15 protein-coding genes are annotated in these 17,053 nt (G+C 51.2%); 11 read left to right on the top strand and 4 right to left on the bottom strand.

Features of this window, described 5'->3' with window-relative positions; translation table 11 throughout:
- Positions 1-211: 211 nt before the first annotated feature.
- The 4 genes from AC5FX6_RS06765 (at position 212) to AC5FX6_RS06750 (ending at position 7,609) form a co-directional block, all read left to right on the top strand.
- The gene (locus tag AC5FX6_RS06765) at positions 212-1,393 is read left to right on the top strand and encodes a hypothetical protein (protein ID WP_493596264.1); all 1,182 of its coding nucleotides are present in this window, start codon (positions 212-214) and stop codon (positions 1,391-1,393) included.
- A gap of 3 nt (positions 1,394-1,396) precedes the next feature.
- Positions 1,397-3,217 (top strand): OmpA family protein, encoded by a 1,821-nt coding sequence (locus tag AC5FX6_RS06760; protein ID WP_493596263.1) that lies wholly within the window; start codon positions 1,397-1,399, stop codon positions 3,215-3,217.
- A gap of 166 nt (positions 3,218-3,383) precedes the next feature.
- The gene (locus AC5FX6_RS06755) at positions 3,384-5,132 is read left to right on the top strand and encodes an ABC transporter ATP-binding protein (protein ID WP_493596262.1); all 1,749 of its coding nucleotides are present in this window, start codon (positions 3,384-3,386) and stop codon (positions 5,130-5,132) included.
- 269 nt (positions 5,133-5,401) lie between these two features.
- On the top strand, positions 5,402-7,609 hold the full coding sequence (locus tag AC5FX6_RS06750; protein ID WP_493596261.1) for an acylase: 2,208 nt from the start codon (positions 5,402-5,404) through the stop codon (positions 7,607-7,609).
- Positions 7,610-7,712: 103 nt separating this feature from the next.
- Here the strand turns inward: AC5FX6_RS06750 and AC5FX6_RS06745 are convergent, their stop codons facing one another.
- Positions 7,713-8,549, bottom strand: a complete 837-nt coding sequence (locus AC5FX6_RS06745) for an alpha/beta fold hydrolase (protein ID WP_493596260.1) — start codon at positions 8,547-8,549, stop codon at positions 7,713-7,715.
- A gap of 231 nt (positions 8,550-8,780) precedes the next feature.
- On the opposite strand from AC5FX6_RS06745, the gene AC5FX6_RS06740 reads away from it, so the two are divergent.
- Both AC5FX6_RS06740 and AC5FX6_RS06735 read left to right on the top strand, forming a co-directional pair.
- Positions 8,781-9,398, top strand: a complete 618-nt coding sequence (locus tag AC5FX6_RS06740) for a hypothetical protein (protein ID WP_493596259.1) — start codon at positions 8,781-8,783, stop codon at positions 9,396-9,398.
- 91 nt (positions 9,399-9,489) lie between these two features.
- Positions 9,490-10,293, top strand: coding sequence for a hypothetical protein (locus AC5FX6_RS06735; RefSeq protein WP_493596258.1), 804 nt, complete (start codon positions 9,490-9,492; stop codon positions 10,291-10,293).
- A gap of 103 nt (positions 10,294-10,396) precedes the next feature.
- On the opposite strand, the gene AC5FX6_RS06730 is transcribed toward AC5FX6_RS06735, so the two are convergent.
- Complete coding sequence (locus AC5FX6_RS06730) at positions 10,397-11,143, bottom strand: bacteriorhodopsin (RefSeq protein ID WP_493596257.1); 747 nt, start codon at positions 11,141-11,143, stop codon at positions 10,397-10,399.
- A gap of 180 nt (positions 11,144-11,323) precedes the next feature.
- On the opposite strand from AC5FX6_RS06730, the gene AC5FX6_RS06725 reads away from it, so the two are divergent.
- Complete coding sequence (locus AC5FX6_RS06725) at positions 11,324-11,677, top strand: DUF3140 domain-containing protein (RefSeq protein ID WP_493596256.1); 354 nt, start codon at positions 11,324-11,326, stop codon at positions 11,675-11,677.
- Between the two features lie 92 nt (positions 11,678-11,769).
- Here the strand turns inward: AC5FX6_RS06725 and AC5FX6_RS06720 are convergent, their stop codons facing one another.
- A complete protein-coding gene (locus tag AC5FX6_RS06720) occupies positions 11,770-11,946 on the bottom strand; it encodes a hypothetical protein (protein WP_493596255.1) in 177 nt (58 codons plus the stop codon).
- Positions 11,947-12,205: 259 nt separating this feature from the next.
- On the opposite strand from AC5FX6_RS06720, the gene AC5FX6_RS06715 reads away from it, so the two are divergent.
- From AC5FX6_RS06715 to AC5FX6_RS06705, 3 genes are all read left to right on the top strand, one after another.
- Positions 12,206-12,745 carry an RNA polymerase sigma factor gene (locus tag AC5FX6_RS06715; RefSeq protein WP_493596254.1) on the top strand — a complete coding sequence of 180 codons (540 nt, stop codon included), beginning with the start codon at positions 12,206-12,208 and terminating at the stop codon, positions 12,743-12,745.
- Positions 12,742-13,356 carry a cupin domain-containing protein gene (locus AC5FX6_RS06710; RefSeq protein ID WP_493596253.1) on the top strand — a complete coding sequence of 205 codons (615 nt, stop codon included), beginning with the start codon at positions 12,742-12,744 and terminating at the stop codon, positions 13,354-13,356. The genes AC5FX6_RS06715 and AC5FX6_RS06710 overlap by 4 nt, the downstream gene beginning before the upstream one ends.
- Before the next feature lie 112 nt (positions 13,357-13,468).
- The gene (locus AC5FX6_RS06705) at positions 13,469-14,722 is read left to right on the top strand and encodes a GAF domain-containing sensor histidine kinase (protein ID WP_493596252.1); all 1,254 of its coding nucleotides are present in this window, start codon (positions 13,469-13,471) and stop codon (positions 14,720-14,722) included.
- Positions 14,723-14,746: 24 nt separating this feature from the next.
- Here the strand turns inward: AC5FX6_RS06705 and AC5FX6_RS06700 are convergent, their stop codons facing one another.
- Positions 14,747-15,763 carry a proline iminopeptidase-family hydrolase gene (locus tag AC5FX6_RS06700; RefSeq protein WP_493596251.1) on the bottom strand — a complete coding sequence of 339 codons (1,017 nt, stop codon included), beginning with the start codon at positions 15,761-15,763 and terminating at the stop codon, positions 14,747-14,749.
- Between the two features lie 196 nt (positions 15,764-15,959).
- On the opposite strand from AC5FX6_RS06700, the gene AC5FX6_RS06695 reads away from it, so the two are divergent.
- On the top strand, positions 15,960-17,048 hold the full coding sequence (locus tag AC5FX6_RS06695; RefSeq protein WP_493596250.1) for a DUF3616 domain-containing protein: 1,089 nt from the start codon (positions 15,960-15,962) through the stop codon (positions 17,046-17,048).
- Positions 17,049-17,053: the final 5 nt, after the last annotated feature.

Below are 17,053 nucleotides of genomic sequence, written 5' to 3'. Positions count from 1 at the left end.
TAAAGCGATGGCCGGACGCTGTTTCCTGATTTATAAAGGCTAAGAACTACATAGGCTCTATATAGCAATAAACCTTAATAAATTATTATACGTTATTAAATACATACAATATTCCTCGCCTTACCAGTGCCTTAGCGGTTAGTCTCTCTCAGCCCTCTCTTTCACTAAGGTTGTGCATTTATTTTTCTTTCAATGATAAAATGTCGCGCCCATGAAAAAAATATACACACTCCTGATTGCTCTCCTGATCAGCTATCCGCTGTTTGCACAGTACGAGACTGTGGTCTTCAATTATGACAGGATGTATTTTAACGAAGGGCAGCCGCTGCCGGCAGAGAAGCCTTTTATTCTGACTGGATCGGTGGGTAAGAATGTGGCCATGGTAGAGGTCGCCATCTACGGCTCGTCTGACACCAGCAAAGACCCTCTCTTTGTCAACTCCTGGAAGAGGCGGCCTGGTAATCCCGAAAACAGATTCATTATCCCGATGAACTATCCGCTTCGTGGAAGTGATAAATACACGTTGCTCATCAACTATTACGAAGCGGCCAATGCTATGCAGCAGCAACAGCTCCTGCATCAGCTCAACAGTGCGCTGCACGCTTACATCGATCAATCATTTGTGGTGAGCCGCGGCAGCGTCGTGCTGCAGAAGCACCCCCGAAACATGCGCAGTGATATGAATGCGATCGTTAACCAGGGGCTTGAGCTTTACCGAAGCCAGATAAATTATCAGTTCGACGGCTTTTCTGACATAGTGCTCGACAAGCTTGACCAAATCAACAGCATGCGCCTGCGTCGGGCGCGGCGTAACATCGTAGCCACAGAAGGCGAAAGCAGCGAATCTGTCCGCCTGAAGTATGCACAGCGTCAAATTGAAGCGCTTAAGTCATTGGTGAGTCAGGAAGTGGCGCAGTTTGCAAATGCACCGCTGCACGCCCTGACAGATACCCGAAAACTGACCGATTACGCTTCCCAGAAAACAAGGAATGTACTTGCTGTCAACGTGGGGTATGGCGGGGTGTACTATTCGGGCGACTTCGACGACTTCTCATCAGACACGGCACCGTATGCGGGCATCTCCATTCCGTTTGGCAAGGCTCCCTTCAATTCAGCTTTCTGGACAAAATCGAGTCTTTCGGCGGGTGTTTTCCTGAAGAACCTGAATTTTGGCGATGACAATGAAGCAACCGGTCCGATCGTGAAGCGGCCCATTTACCTGGCACTAGGGTATAGGGCGCTGCCATTTGTCCGTTTTCAGGCTGGCGCTACGGTGTTGCAGAGTAGCCTGGCGTCTACCTCCATCTCCGATTTTAACCTGGACCGGGTGTATGTAAGGCCCTTCATTGGTTTGAGCCTGGAACTGAATTTATGGATGGATTTAAACAGATAGGCCATGAAATACTTTTTCTCCTTGTGCCTGCTTCTGCTCAGCTGCCACCTGGCAGTGGCACAACATGACATCTACCGATGGCAGTTTGGCGGCTACACAGGTATAGCGAATTATCAGAATGACCGAAACAGCACAACAGACTATCTGAAACCAAAGAGCAACCTGCTGTACCGTTTACAGCTGACCCGTCACCTCGGTGATAACTTCGGGCTTGAGCTGGCCTATTCGTACGGAGATGTGCGTGGGCTTGACCAGTTGGATAACCGTTTCACGACGGATGTGCGCACAGCCTCGCTTCGTGGCATCTTCTATACCGACAACGGTTGGCTGCTGAACACTTCGGCTATTGTGTCCCCCTACTTCTTTGCCGGGTATGGGCTGGGTATTTTTAGAACCAACGTGGGTAATTTTGATGAAGAGTCCCGCTATGTACCGCTTATACCTTTCGGAGTGGGACTGAAATTCAGAGTATCAGAAAGGTGGCAGGTGTCCCTGCAATCAGAAGCCGTATACCTGCGGGAGCGGCACCTGGAGGGCATTGAGCTGGAGCAGAACAGTCGTAACAATTCCTATGTACACACAGGCCTTACGGTGGGTTATAGTTTCGGTTTTCGCAAGTCGGATTTCAAGGCCGCGCAGTTCTATGCCGGCAATGTGGCGCTCCTGCGCTCCGTAGAGGGCCAGCCGCAGCCAAACCTTCTGCAGACCATCATGAAACTGGAGCCGCGAGAGGTCAGCTTACCGCAGGATACCACTGTCTTTGTGGAGCCGGACTTACAGAAGCGCCCAATTATACGACAGGTAGACACGCTGGAAACTACCGAAACAATCATTGAGTCGGACACTACGCAGGCACTGCAAACCGGGGAGGTGGAGAAAGTCTCCATCGAAAAAACACCTATACAGGATACAACCGCATTAACTGTACAGAGAAAGGCGGTCACCAATCCCTTAAAGCCAACGGATGCAGATACGACCCGGCTAGCCGCCCGGCCAGATTCAGTTGCAGTTCCGGAGAATGCAGTAGTTAAGGAGAGGGCGGTGACCAGAGAGCGGACAGCCAGGTCAGCACCACTGGTTGCGTCAGATTCTGTCGTGCAAAAGCAGCAGACGCGGACCATCACTGCACAGCGACAGCAGGATACGGTGGAACGCAGGGAGAAGCCTGTTGTTAGACGCGAATATGAACGGGATCAAAGGCGCACGTATTATGCTCCTGCGCAGCGGGATGAAAGAATTGCCCAGCTCCAGCAGGAGCAGCAGCGACTGGCCGCCGCAAACGTGGAGATCAGCCGGAAACAGCGCATGCTGGACTCTTTGCAGACAAACCAGCTAGCGGGTGAGTACGAGGCATTGACTGACCCCAGCATGGTAAACTTCCTGTCGCAGCAGGCTGCCCTAAATGATAGCATGATGCAACGCCTGCAGCAGTACGAGCAGGAACTGACCTTCTCGCAACAAGGATCTTTTGCAGGGTCAGATATGCCGGGTCCGGAAGCACCTACCCGTCAGTTCCTAGCAGTATTCTTTCCCATTAATTCACACCGTATACCTGTGCAAAGCCTGACCGATATCAATCAGTTGCTGATGGTGCTGGAGGATAACCCCCAAGTGCAGGTCAGGCTGACCGGCTATGCATCCCAGTCAGGCAGCGCGGCCTACAACATGGAACTGAGTCGCAAAAGGGCAGAGGCTTTAATGGATATTCTTATACAACAGGGGATACCCCGTGAGCGCTTCAGTCTGATGTACATGGGCAGCCAACAGTCCTCCAAAGCGGAGAACCGCATGGACCGGAAAGTAGAAGTAAGGCTAATAGAGTAAGTTTTTAAAGTTTGGCATCGAAAGAGAAATAGCTGTTTTTAAATTGATTAAATTTCGGACTGGTTCAAGGCCAGCAGACTTAGTGCAGGTATACTTACTTGTATTTTTGGGCTTGTAACCGAAACTTTAAGACTAATCTTGCACGGCGTATTTCCATCTACGATACATGTCCAAATCCAAAAAGCTCCAGAACGTAACAATATCCGAAGTATTCAAAACCATCATCTGGCCACGTCGAAAGTATCTCGGGGTAGGTCTGGTGCTGATCGTTATCAGCCGTCTGGCTGGCCTGGTGCTGCCGGGCGCGAGTAAGTTTCTCATTGATGATGTGATCCCAACCGGTGACAGCACCATGCTCAAATGGCTGATCGGGGCGGTGCTGGCAGCTATTGTCATTCAGTCGGTTACGTCATTTGCCCTTACTCAAATACTGAGCGTGGAGGCCCAGCACCTCATTTCGCAATTGCGTGCCAAAGTGCAGCGCCATATCATGCAGTTGCCCATCCGCTTTTTCGACAATACCAAGACTGGCGAACTGGTCTCGCGCATCATGACCGATGTGGAAGGGGTGCGAAACCTCGTGGGCACGGGCTTTGCGCAAATGATAGGCGGCGTACTGACCTCGCTCATTTGTCTGGTGCTGCTCATTTACATTAGTCCGCTGATGACAGGTTTTGCGCTTATTCCGGTGGCCATCTTTGGAGTGATCTCCCTTAAAGCATTCGGAAAGATCAGACCCATCTTTCGGGAGCGCGGCGTAATCAATGCCGAAGTGACTGGTCGCCTGACGGAGACGCTGGGTGGGGTGCGGGTGATCAAAGGCTTTAATGCGGAGGCGCAAGAGATCAGGACGTTTGAAGATGGTGTGACGCGGCTTTTTCTGAATGTAAAACAAAGCCTGACCACAACCAGCATGGTGACCTCTGCAGCGACCTTGCTACTGGGCATTGCCTCGGCAGGTATTATGGGTATAGGCGGTTATCTCATCATGCAAGGCGAGATGACCTTTGGCGACTTTCTGGCCTTCACACTATACCTGGGTTTTATGATCGCGCCGATCCTGCAGATGAGTAACATCGGGAGCCAGTTCACCGAAGCTTTTGCCGGCCTCGACCGTACCCAGGAGATCCTGAACACCCCACTGGAAGATGCACACGGAACCCGTACGCTGAAGCTCGATCAGATTCACGGCGACATCGTGTTCGATCATGTGGCCTTTGCCTATGAAACCGGCAAAGAGGTGGTAAAGGAAATCAGCTTTCGGGCACCTGCCGGCTCTGTTACCGCACTGGTAGGTACATCGGGCTCTGGCAAAACGACCATCGCCGGACTGGCCGCTTCATTCCTGAATCCGGACAGTGGCACGATTACCGTTGACGGGCATGACTTGCAGTCTATTAGTTTGCAAAGCTACCGCAGTCAGCTAGGCGTAGTGTTGCAGGACGATTTTCTGTTTGAAGGCAGCATCCGGCAGAACATCCTGTTCCCGCGTCCGCAGGCAACGGAGGAACAACTGATGCAGGCGGTACAGGCAGCCCATGTGCAGGAATTCACAGACCGCTTCCCGGATGGCCTGGACACGCTGATCGGTGAGCGCGGCGTGAAGCTGTCAGGCGGGCAGCGGCAGCGCATTGCGATAGCCCGGGCTATTCTGGCTGATCCGCGCATCCTCATCCTGGACGAAGCCACCTCCAACCTCGACACCGAAAGCGAGAGTCTCATTCAGGCCAGCCTTAAAACCCTGATGCAGGGTCGCACTACCTTCGTGATCGCTCACCGCCTCAGCACCATCCGCCAGGCCGACCAGATTCTGGTGATCGAGCAGGGCCGCATCGCGGAGCAGGGCCGCCATGAAGAATTGCTTGAGAAGCAGGGGCGCTACTACCAACTCTATACCTATCAGGCCAGGATCTAATCTTGCTCTTGATGTGAATATGTCGGCTATAGTCCTGCTTTTGAAATTGCAGCAGGTATAGCTGCCCTCTCTATTTCTTTCCATTTAGTGCTTTTCCGGATTTGCAAATCCGAAAAGAGCTGGGAGTCTACACCAGTAAAAGCGCTCTATACCTGATGCTGTATTTGTCTGCCGCAGGTATAGAGCGCGCCCACTCTTCATCATTTCTGTGTTTTTCAGAATTATGCTTAAATTGGTAGATCGAATTTCAGCATATCTACCTTAAAACCATGAACTATCTCTTCAAGCCCCAGGCGTTCCTGCTGCTTTTATTTATCTACCTTTCTTCCTGCGCCACCAACCCCAAAACCGACACGGCAAGTGAAGTGGCGAAGTGGGAAGAGCAGGCTGCCCGTGTCACCATCATGCGCGACGATTTTGGCGTGCCGCACGTTTATGGCAAAACGGACGCCGATGCCGTGTTCGGACTTTTATACGCCCAGTGCGAAGATGATTTTAATCGAGTGGAGCGCAACTACATGTGGGCCATCGGAAGACTGGCCGAGGTAGAAGGAGAGGAACAGTTGTACAGCGACCTGCGTGCCCGTTTGTACATGACCGAGGCGGAAGCCAAGGCCGAATACGAGAAGAGTCCGGTGTGGCTGAAGGAGCTGTGTCAGGCTTTTGCCGACGGCATCAACTACTACCTGCACACGCATCCGGAAGTGAAGCCGAAACTGCTCACGCGTTTTGAGCCCTGGATGCCGATGTACTTCAGCGAAGGTTCTATTGGCGGTGACATCGAGAGTGTTTCTACCAAAGGCATCAAAGCGTTCTATGAAGAAGACAGATCGCTCGGACTGAACAGTGCCGGTCATGGATTAGTACAGCCGGCCTTGCTGGAAGAGCCAAAGGGCTCGAACGGTTTTGCCATTTCGGGCAAGCACACGGCCTCCGGAGACGCCATGTTATTGATCAACCCGCATACCTCATTCTTTTTCCGGGGCGAGGTACATGCCGTGAGCGAAGAGGGACTGAATGCGTACGGCGCCGTTACCTGGGGACAGTTTTTCATCTACCAGGGATTCAACGAGAAGACAGGCTGGATGCATACCTCCGCCTATGCCGATGTGATCGATGAGTTTGAAGAGACAATTGTAAGGCAGGATGGCAAGCTGTTCTACCAGTACGGCGAGGAACTGCGCCCGGTGCAGACGCAGCAGGTAACCCTTTCGTACAAGGATGGCGATGCGCTGAAAGAGAAAACCTTCACGACCTACCGCACGCATCACGGACCGATCACGCACATGAACGGTGATAAGTGGGTAGCCACTGCCCTGATGTGGAAGCCAGTGGATGCGCTGATCCAATCCTATACCCGCACCACGAAAAGCAACCTGAAGGAGTTCAACGAGATGATGCAGATGCGCACCAACTCTTCTAACGCCACCGTGTATGCCGACGCTGATGGCAACATTGCCTACTACCACGGCAACTTCTTCCCGAAGCGCGACACATCCTTCGACTACTCCAAACCAGTGGACGGTAGCAATCCGAAAACCGACTGGAACGGTCTGCATACACTCGATGAAACGATCCGCATCATGAATCCACCGAACGGCTGGATACAGAACTGCAATTCCACGCCTTACACAGCTGCTGCCGAGTACAGCCCCAAGAAGGAAAACTATCCGGTGTACATGGCCCCATCGCCTGAAAACTTCCGGGGTGTGCACGCGATTCGCCTGCTCAAAAAAGCAGAGAACCTGACACTTGATAAATTGATTGATCTAGCCTACGATCCTTACCTGCCAGGCTTCGAAGTACTGATACCGGGACTCGTAAAAGCCTATGACAGCCAGAAGCCAAACGATCCGAAACTGAAAGCGGCCATCGATGTGATGCGCAACTGGGACTATGCCGTGTCGAAAGAATCGGTGGCGATGTCGCTGGCGCATTTCTATGCTACTAACCTGCTGCGCGACGGCAGTGCGCCGAAAGGCCATATCATGGAGCGATTCGACTACTACGCCCATAAAGCACCTGAAACGGAGCGTCTGGAGATTTTTCAAAAAACGATTGCGCAACTGGAGCAGGACTTTGGAAAATGGAATACGCCTTGGGGCGAGATCAACCGTTTCCAGCGCCTGACCGGTGACATCAAGCAGCCTTTCAACGATCAAGCTCCAAGTATACCGGTGGGTATGGCTTCGGGCAACTGGGGAGCACTGGCTTCTTACGGTGCCAACAGCTACGATACCAAGCGCCTCTACGGCACCTCCGGCAACAGCTTTGTGGCGGTGGTGGAGTTTGGTGACAAGGTAAAAGCCAAGACCATCCTGGCCGGCGGTCAGAGCGGCGACCCAAAATCTCCGCACTTTAACGACCAGGCCCAACGTTATGCGGACGTTAAGTTTAAAGATGTAGCCTACTACCGCGAAGATGTGGAGAAAAGAGCAAAAGCTACTTATAAGCCGGGACAGCGGGTAAATCCGTAGTAGGTATAAACTGATAAAGCAAAAAGGTCCGGACAGCGAAGTCCGGACCTTTTTTGTTTGGCAAAATTGCTATAGCGCTCGCCTTTCATTGCGGTAGTATTGGCTACTGGCGCAGGAAATCGAGCAGCGCATTGTTCAGCTCGTCTTTATGTGTCAGGAACAAGCCGTGCGGCGCATTTTTGATTTTAATATACCGGTTGTTTCGGATCTCTTTAGAAGACTGGTCACTACTGGTTTCAATTGGCACGATCTGGTCGGCATCGCCGTGCACGATCAGCGTCGGAACCGTCACATTGCGCAGCTCGGGGCGGAAGTCGGTATTGGCCCAGGCTTTGGCTGTTTCGATGGTAGCATGCGGAGATGCAGCCGAGGCAATGGCCCAATCATACTTGAGCACTTCTTCCGTCGCTGTTTCTTTGTTATCGCTGGCGTTGTAGAATTGCTTGCTGAACTCCGCCAGGAAAGTAACACGCTTGTTTTCGAGCGCCTCCATGATCTCATCCAGCTTGTCTTCCGGCACACCGTCGGGGTTGTTGTCGGTCTTTTTCACGATGGGAATGATCGAGCTCACCAGCACGGCCTTGTCGATGCGGTCATTGCCGTAAATGCTCAGGTAACGCACCACTTCGCCACCACCCATCGAAAAGCCCACCAGTACGCAGTGTCGCAGGTCCAGCTGTTCGATCAGGGCACGCAGGTCGCGCGCCAGGGAAGTATAGTCGTAGTTGCGGTAGGGCCGGTCGGAGTCACCGAAGCCGCGACGGTCGTATGCAATGCAGCGGTAGCCGGCTTCTACCAGGGCCTGCACCTGGTTCTCCCACATCTTGTGGCTCAGCGGCCAGCCATGGATCAGGATGACAGGCTGTCCGTCGCCATAGTCCTGGTAATTCAGGTATACATTCTCACCTCGCTGTACGTCTTCTGTTTCGATAAATGGCATTTTTAAGTTTGTTTTAGCGGTTATAAATTCATTCAGGTTATTGCCCGAGGGCGTTTTCTTTTAACTGATTGTAGAGGTAAATGTTCCCGGAAAAGCACATCTGGATCAGGCAGATAAGATGAATTGTGGGCAACAAATAGCGCAGTATCTGAAATCCGGTCACCTAAAAATTAGTCTATTTCCTCAGCAATTTTATTTTCCTATCTTGCATAGTAAAATAACTATATACCTATGAACAAACTTAGATTGGTGATGATGTGGTGCCTGATGCTGGGCATCCTGGTTTCGTGTGGTGACAAGGACGAAGATGCATCGCCGGCAACAACAGCGGAACTGGATTACTTCCCTACGACAAAAGGCTCCACCTGGAATTATGGTGGTACCAACCCTTACTCGATTACCGCCACTGGCAACACCAAGGTTATCGACGGGAAAACCTATTCAGAGTTCGAATCAAAGCAGGGAAATGAAATAAGAAAGGCATATCTGCTGAAAGAAAAAGGCGTGTATACCGGTGTCGGAATGGATCCAACCATCGGGAATATAGCCCTGACATTTCTGAAAGAAGAAACACCTGCAGGCAAGCCGTGGTACCAGACCAATGTGATGAATGGCATCGACACCAAAACGACCTATACCATCATTGCCAAAGACATGACCAAAACGGTGGAAGGGAAAACCTACAAGAATGTGATCCACGTGCAAGCCAGGACCTCTGTTACTTTCATGGAAATGGAGATCGATTCGGGCATTGAGATGAATTACTTCTGGGCCAAAGGCGTAGGCCTAATCCTGACAGATGCCGGTCAGCATGCTAACATTCCGCTCTTGACTTACAGTATCAAATAATATCTGATGTGCTTGCTGGTTTTTGAGCAGGCGGGAGTTTGCGGCAGGAAGGTTTTGAAAAGGTAAATTGATCAGGTATATCACAGCAACTATGAAAACATACCAGCGTCTTGCTCTTCCCTTCATGCTCCTGCTCTGGAGCAGCTGCAGTAGCGATGAAACTGCGCCTGTTGTGGAAATCCCGCCCTGTCTGCTCATGGAGCAAACCGCTACGCTGACATACGCTTCCGGCAGTCCCATAAAACCACAGACCATCACCACCCGGTTAGAATACAATGACCGGAATGCGCTAGCCACTATTTTCCAGACAGAGTATGCAGGCACTTACTTTGACAGAGCCGATCTGAAGTATAACAAGCAGGGGCAGGTGACGGAGGTCGTGCACAAGAACTACCGCTATGTAAACGAATACAACGGGCAGGGCAAACTGGCAAAGCAAACACGGTTTGCCAAACGCATGGGCGACTTCAAGGAAGAGCAACTGGCTTACTATACCTTAAGTTACGACAGCAGGCAAGAACTCGCTGAAGCGCAGCAATTCAGTATGGTTTCGGGTAAGCCGGTGCTGGAGTTGGTGTGGCGCTATACCTATGATAACGGTGATCCGGTATACCTGGAGCAGTTGGAGCCTGGCGGCGAGAGCTACTACCATGTGCAGATGACTTATGATATGCATGAGCAGCCCAGTACCCCATACGCACATACCTATTTTGATCCATATCGCCCACTATCTGTTCACAACCAGGTGCGCTATTCCGCGCAGGAAACAAACCCGAGTTATGCCAGTCATAACACCACCTATACCTACAATGAAGCGGGCTATCCAACTGCTTCCCTCACCCGATATTCAGACGGAAGAGAGTATGCCGTGACCTATACCTATCACTGTAAATAGAAAAAATGAACTGGCTGCGGCTGTCATTTTTCCAAATCCGAAAGCTCTACTGAAATATAGAAATGCTTTTTGTTAGTGAGGTATTCACTCTGCTTTGCGAACCTTAAGCGGGTCTGAACTTATTAATAGGCTCATAAGGGTGCGGTGGTTTTGGAGTAGGCTTGTCTTCAATTGGCAAACCACGCAGCTTCAATAAGTTAAAAAATCCAAAGCCGGCTTTCGACACAATCGGTATAACCAGGAACAACACAGTCGTAGTAAACGGGCTCAACAGTTTCATGCCGGTATCACCGATCAGCCATACCAGTGGGTACAGGAGCCATTGTACGGTCAGAAACAAAGCTGATGCGGTGTAAACGCGGGTAATGTTTTCGCCTTGGGTTTTGGCAATAGCATACAATGGACCCCAGAAAATGTAGAACACAACAAGCAGTGCAATGCATCCTATCGTGTACCAAAAGTACTGCCTGGTTTCATCAGCCGACAAGTCAGCGACCAATCCGGTAAGGATCATAATAGCTTGCGTCCCCATCATAGTGCCTATGAGCCAGCCCTCTTTGCGGGTAACCAACTTGCCTGTAAGCGCCAGCGAAAGCAACAGCAGGGGCGTAGTAACTACCCAGTCTATGTAGCGGGCAAAATGCACTTGCTGGTCCCCGACGGTAAGAGTGCCTTGATTGAGTGCCAAAGCGGTGTAAGCGAGCGCCGACCATGTCACGATAAAAATATGAATGGTGTACTTATAGTAGGGTACCCCTTTCGGGTCTTTGCTGAGTGCATAAAACGCAATGCCACTTCCAAGCATAATGGCTACATAAGCCCAATGGAGAATTACTTCTGTTTCATTCATAGTTTTATGGCTAGAGGATGCTACATGATATAGGCTTAAATAGCTTGATATTAGCTATGTAGCTTTAACATCATTGCCATAAGAATGTTTTGATAGACACGCTGCGCTAGAAAATCTATCAATTCACCAAAAAAGGATACCGTTCGTAAGTATACTTTTATAAACCACATACCTCATGCTATGGCACAAACAGAATTCGACAAGGAAGACCGCGAAGAAATTTACAGGGACTTTAAAGAAGTCGTGAACATGACTCCTTCTGAACTGGAGGAGTGGTTAAAGACCGAAGAATCTAAAAAGGTAGGTTTTAAAGAGGATGACGCAGATGAGTCTGTTGGTCACGAGTCTGGAAGAAAAATCATCGGGATCCTTCAAAAGAAAAAAGCTGATCTAACCGATACGGACTATGCCCACATGCGCAAAGTAGTGGGCTATGTGCATCGGCATAGCAAGCAGCGGCCTTCCGGTGACATCGAAGACACACCCTGGCGCTACTCATTAAAGAACTGGGGACACGAGCCAGAGAAGAAATAAAGGAAAGGCTTTAGGGGTTTGCGCTGGCCCGTGATAAATAGCCAATTGTAAGCGCATTAAAAAAGCCCCTGTGTTGGCAGGGGCTTTTTTATTTAGTTAACTCGTACGGGGATCAGCTCACGCTCGAAAAACACCAGGTCCTTCTGCGAAGGATTACCATTGACGGTACAATAGTAGATGCGCTTGAGGTATTGTCTGATCGTTAATTTTATATCTGGATTCACTTTTGCGAACACTTCAGATCCAATGGGGAATGTGTTTTCTAACATACTCTAATATACGCAGTTTAATCCGTTATCAACGGGTTATTCTTCTTTAATTATCGAAAGGTGCCTTAGGGAGGATTCAAGGCAGTTATAAGTAAAACTTCGCTATTCAGTAAATTAAAAAAACTATCTGTTACTGGGTATAAACACGTATGGGATATTACCTTTACCCTGTTTTGGTCAGGGTATTGTGCTTTGATCATTTATAATTAAAATACTCCACGAAGCTTTTGTGAGGCTTTGAGCTGGAGAAACAACCAGTATGTCAGGAATAGATCTTCAGGGAGAAACAGAACAAAGTGTAGTAGCTGCGCTCCGGCAGGGCAGGCAGGAGATGCTTGGAAAGTTATATGACGCTTATGCTCCCGTAATGATGGGAGTGATTTCCAGGATCGTGCCCGATGTGGAAGTGGCGGAGCAGGTGCTGCAGGAAACTTTTGTCGCCATCTGGACGCGCATCGGGGTATACGACGCTTCGAGGGAGCGCCTGCTTACCTGGGGGCTTGCCATAGCCCGGGGCATTGCACTTGAGGCAGTGAAGTCCGGTCGCTACACCGCTACAGCCAAGCCCGACCACGAATCAGGTGCGCAGCAAAATAAAAGCGTACCTTTGCAACCGGGGCAGGTCGGTGAAGCGGAACTTTGCTCGCTCGCCCCACTGGAGAAGAAAGCACTCGAATTGCTATACCTGAAAGGCCGGACCTGTGCCGAGACAGCAGGGGAGTTAGGCATGACCGAGACCGCATTGAAAGAGCTTCTGAAAAGTGCATTCACTCATTTAAAGGCAGAAAAGTCAGCATGAACACCGTTGCAGAGTTTATAGAATCCGGCATACTGGAGCTGTATGTACTGGGAGCTGCCAGCGAAGAAGACGTGCAGGCCGTCGAAAAAATGGCTGCTGCCCATGAGGAAGTGAGGCAGGAGATCGAGCAGATCAGCCAGGCCATGGAGCATTACGCCCAAACCCGCGCCGTGCAGCCCCGCTCCACCGTCAAGACCCTGCTGATGGCCACCATCGATTACCTGGAGCGCATGAAACAGGGAGAACTCCCGGAATCTCCGCCCGTGCTCACGGAGCAGTCGCGCATCAGCGATTTTGAGAAATGGCTTTCCCATCCGGATGCCATGCAACCTGCGGATGCCGGGCAGATTTATGCCCGGATCATCGGCTACACGCACACTGCCACCACCGCCATTGTGTGGGTGCGGGGACAGACGGAGCAGGAGGTGCACCACGACGAACACGAGCGCTTCCTGATTTTGGAAGGCACCTGCCAGATGCGTGCAGGCGATCAAACCTACGACTTAGCCCCCGGTGATTATTTTGCCGTTCCGTTGCATGTACAGCACCAGCTAACCGTAACATCTGCCAGACCCTGCAAAGCCATTCTGCAGCGCCTGAATGTGACTTAAAGCTGGACCATCATCAAATCGTATAGCTTACCAAGCCCCCTTAACTCTTCCACTGAGAACAAGTATACAGCAGAGAAGAATCGATAACTTTGCTAATTGAAACAAAGTGCCCATGCCAGGTCAGGATAAAACGCTTGTCAGAAACACTGTGATGGAGAACAATATGAATATTGAGAAATTACCCTACGAAAAACCAGCGTCGCTTATACCTGCCAACGATCAGGACCGCTTGCGGGCACTGTACAGATACGAAATACTGGACTCGGCTCCGGAAGAGTTCTTTGAGAAGATCACCCGCATGGTGGCCAGACTACTGAAAATGCCCAGTGCCTTTATCTCGCTGGTAGATGTGGACAGAGTTTGGTACAAAGCGAACTTCAGCACACTGGATGTTCCTTCTGTGGACCGCGAGGACAGCCTGTGCTCCCTGACCATTATCAGTGAGGACGATGTAACGGTTTTTGAGAATACACTCGAAATCCCGTCGCTTATGAGCAGCCCTTATGTGAATAACGAAAAGGGCATTCGATTTTATGCCGGTGCGCCTCTTATAACCCATGATGGCTACAACCTGGGCACCTTGTGCGTAGTGGATGGTGAGCCCAGAACGATCAGCCAGGAAGAAAAACAAATCCTGATGGATCTGGCTAACCTGGTAATGAACCACATTGAAATGCGTGCGATGGCCCGAAAAGCTATCCGGAAACACGACGAGTTGCATGCCGGTCTGGTGCGGGAGGTGGAAGTACCTATTAAAGAGCAACTGCAGCTGATCAAGGAAGCCCTGAAAGTACCCAAACCTGTCAATATTTTAAATTCGGCTATCCATTCGCTGGATGAGATGCGCGACAATGTGGGCACTTTGCTGGCTTCTTCCCTGAAAGAAGAAGATGTGCTGATCCCACAACGTGAAATGGTACCCATCGCCTCCATTGCCAAACAGGTAGTGGATGAACTGAAGCCTTTGGCGGATGCAAAACAACTGGAAGTCTTTTTCTCGGTAGCGAGCCGACGTGAACTGCTGGTAGACCCTAAGATGGTGCACGAAGCTATCTTCCTGCTCGTCAACCACCTGATCAAATACACGCCGCACAGCAGCTCGATTGCCCTCGACATATTTGAGAGTGAGCAGCGGTTTATCGTGGAGATCAGCAATGACCGCAGCACCTTGCTGAGTGCTGACCTGCACAAGATGTTTTTCCGCTATGCCACCCTGGAAGGGAAAGTTACCGGTAACGAACACTCCAGCGGACTGGAACTGGCCCGGGTTAAGAACATCATTCAAAGCCACGGCGCATCCATTGTAGCCAAAGCCGCGGAGCGTGGAGAGGGCACCAACATTGTAGTTGATTTTCCGACGGCTTAGGCTCCAGTTGCCTTGCTATACCTGTTACCTATCCACGTCTTTCATAAACTTCACCAGGCCTTCAAAGTAGGTTTGCTGGTCGTCGTAAAACGCCATGTGGCTGCCTTCGGGGCAATGCAGGTAGCGGCCATTCGGGTACTGCGTAGCCATCCACTCCATATGTTTCGGGTCCATGGTGTCGTGCTGGCCGCCGATGGTGAGCGTAGGCACCTTGATGTTTGGGAGGTCACGTGAGCGGTCCCAGTTAAGCAGTGAGGCATTGCCCCGGATGCCAAACTCGCTCGGGCCCTGCATCTGCACGTAAATGGTCTGGTTCATGTGGTCGAGCATGCGCAGTGCCGGGTCTGGCCATTGCTCCAGTGGCATGCGCAGGGCGTGCTGGGTATAGAAGTGCGGGAGTAGCAGCTCCATGTAACGCGGGTTCTCAAAGTCGTTGTCGGCTTCTATCTGCTTGATCTCGGCCAGTACTTCGGCGGGCATCTGCGGACCCAGCACTTCGTCGGCATAGCGGTTGTAGTCGGGCACGCTCGACATCATGTTGGAGATGATCAGGCCCTTGAGGTGCTGCTGGTACTTAAGCGCATATTCCGTAGCCAGTATGCCGCCCCAGGAGTGGCCCAGCAGATAAAAATTGCTCCTGTCCAGTTGCAGCGCCTGGCGCACCTGCTCCACTTCCTCAACAAAGCGGTCTATCTCCCACAGACTGGTGTCATCGGGTTTGTCGCTGTAATGGGAGCCCAGCTGGTCGTAATAATAATACTCGATGCCAGCCTTGGGCAGGAAGCTATGAAAGCACTCAAAGGCCTCGTGTGTGCCACCCGGTCCGCCGTGCAACAAGAGCAGCTTGATGCTTGGGTTGTTGCCTACCCGCTTCGTCCAGACGAAAAAGTCGCCTTTGGGCGTGTTGATGGTGATCCTGCGGGCGCCGCCGCTCAGTTCGTGTTCCGTACCGGCGTAGTTGTGGTACTCGGCTACGGAAGGGTTAGAGTAAGATGCATTGTCAGAGGCGGTTGGGGAAAGCTGACGCAGGAGTGATTTCATAGAGTTTAGGTTTAAGGTAAGAAGGAGGAATATGTACGGTGAATATACGCAAAGTATAGTTTCCAGTCACTTAGCACACACTTTAAAATCAATCAGGCTAAGGTTACATTAGGCTGTCTGCAGGTATGGCAACAGCCAGCTCTGACGGGCTTGCGTATGTTAACCTGAAAACTATACCCTATACCTAATAAACAGCATGCGTGATCAAATCAAACTAAGCTTTTCCCCGGATCTAAGCCTGAATACAGCAGGCAAACATGTGCGCGACGGCCTTTCGACGGCCATGCTCATAAGCGATAATTTGTGGTTGAGTTGTGATGAGCGCACAAGCATTGAGCGCCTTACCCGCTTGCCTGATGGTTCTTTTGGCAAACACCACTCATTTGATGTGCACGACTACCTGGACCTTCCGGCAAAGGATAAGAGCGAAATAGACATTGAAGGCATGGGAATGGCCGATCACTATCTTTGGCTGATCGGTTCTCACAGCTTAAAGCGAAAGAAGCCCAAGCGGCACGATTCCATCCCCAAACAGATCAAGCGCCTGGCTCAAATCAAGACTGACCCGAACCGCTATCTGCTGGCACGCATCCCTATTCTTCCGGATCCGGAAACAGGAGACTATATTTTGCATAAAGAAGTGGAAGACCCGGACCAGCCCGGCAAAATGCTGCGAGCGGGTCAGTTAAGAGGCGACAAGACCAGCAATGTGTTGACTGAACTGATGGAGCGGGACGAGCATATTGCGCCTTTTATGAACATCCCCGGCAAAGACAACGGCTTTGACATAGAGGGACTGGCCATACACGGGCATCGCATTTTTATAGGGCTGCGCGGACCGGTGCTGCGAGGATGGGCCATGGTGCTGGAAGTGGAGCCCGAGGAGGATGAAAAAGGTATCCTGCACCTGAAGCAGCTGACTAAAGAGAAGCCCTACCGGAAGCACTTTCTGAACCTGCGGGGCAAAGGTATACGGGAGCTCCGCATCTTCGGAGACGACATGTACCTGCTGGCCGGTCCCACCATGGATCTCGACGGCGTGATTGCCATCTACCGCTGGCGCAATGCCGTGAATGGGCACACGGAGCAGGTGGTGCACAACAACGAACTGGAGCGGCTGTGCGAGGTACCGCACAGCACAGGCGAGAACTCGGGCAAAGACAAAGCCGAAGGTCTTGCCATACTCGATGACCAGCGTGTGCTGGTCGTATTCGACAGTCCGACGGAGGCACGTACCGTGGGGGAGAATGATGTACTGGCGGATGTGTTGCGAGTGGTAGAGTAGCGCTA

This window comes from Pontibacter sp. LHS2 (assembly GCF_058932845.1).
The sequence above is the reverse complement of the archived record's forward strand: the minus strand, read 5'-3'. Positions and strand labels throughout refer to the sequence as shown.

Excerpts from the sequence above, each read along its gene's own strand:
- AC5FX6_RS06765 (WP_493596264.1), top strand. The coding sequence starts at position 212 with ATGAAAAAAATATACACACTCCTGATTGCTCTCCTGATCAGCTATCCG.
- AC5FX6_RS06760 (WP_493596263.1), top strand. The coding sequence starts at position 1,397 with ATGAAATACTTTTTCTCCTTGTGCCTGCTTCTGCTCAGCTGCCACCTG.
- AC5FX6_RS06755 (WP_493596262.1), top strand. The coding sequence starts at position 3,384 with ATGTCCAAATCCAAAAAGCTCCAGAACGTAACAATATCCGAAGTATTC.
- AC5FX6_RS06750 (WP_493596261.1), top strand. The coding sequence starts at position 5,402 with ATGAACTATCTCTTCAAGCCCCAGGCGTTCCTGCTGCTTTTATTTATC.
- AC5FX6_RS06745 (WP_493596260.1), bottom strand. The coding sequence starts at position 8,549 with ATGCCATTTATCGAAACAGAAGACGTACAGCGAGGTGAGAATGTATAC.
- AC5FX6_RS06740 (WP_493596259.1), top strand. The coding sequence starts at position 8,781 with ATGAACAAACTTAGATTGGTGATGATGTGGTGCCTGATGCTGGGCATC.
- AC5FX6_RS06735 (WP_493596258.1), top strand. The coding sequence starts at position 9,490 with ATGAAAACATACCAGCGTCTTGCTCTTCCCTTCATGCTCCTGCTCTGG.
- AC5FX6_RS06730 (WP_493596257.1), bottom strand. The coding sequence starts at position 11,143 with ATGAATGAAACAGAAGTAATTCTCCATTGGGCTTATGTAGCCATTATG.
- AC5FX6_RS06725 (WP_493596256.1), top strand. The coding sequence starts at position 11,324 with ATGGCACAAACAGAATTCGACAAGGAAGACCGCGAAGAAATTTACAGG.
- AC5FX6_RS06720 (WP_493596255.1), bottom strand. The coding sequence starts at position 11,946 with ATGTTAGAAAACACATTCCCCATTGGATCTGAAGTGTTCGCAAAAGTG.
- AC5FX6_RS06715 (WP_493596254.1), top strand. The coding sequence starts at position 12,206 with ATGTCAGGAATAGATCTTCAGGGAGAAACAGAACAAAGTGTAGTAGCT.
- AC5FX6_RS06710 (WP_493596253.1), top strand. The coding sequence starts at position 12,742 with ATGAACACCGTTGCAGAGTTTATAGAATCCGGCATACTGGAGCTGTAT.
- AC5FX6_RS06705 (WP_493596252.1), top strand. The coding sequence starts at position 13,469 with ATGCCAGGTCAGGATAAAACGCTTGTCAGAAACACTGTGATGGAGAAC.
- AC5FX6_RS06700 (WP_493596251.1), bottom strand. The coding sequence starts at position 15,763 with ATGAAATCACTCCTGCGTCAGCTTTCCCCAACCGCCTCTGACAATGCA.
- AC5FX6_RS06695 (WP_493596250.1), top strand. The coding sequence starts at position 15,960 with ATGCGTGATCAAATCAAACTAAGCTTTTCCCCGGATCTAAGCCTGAAT.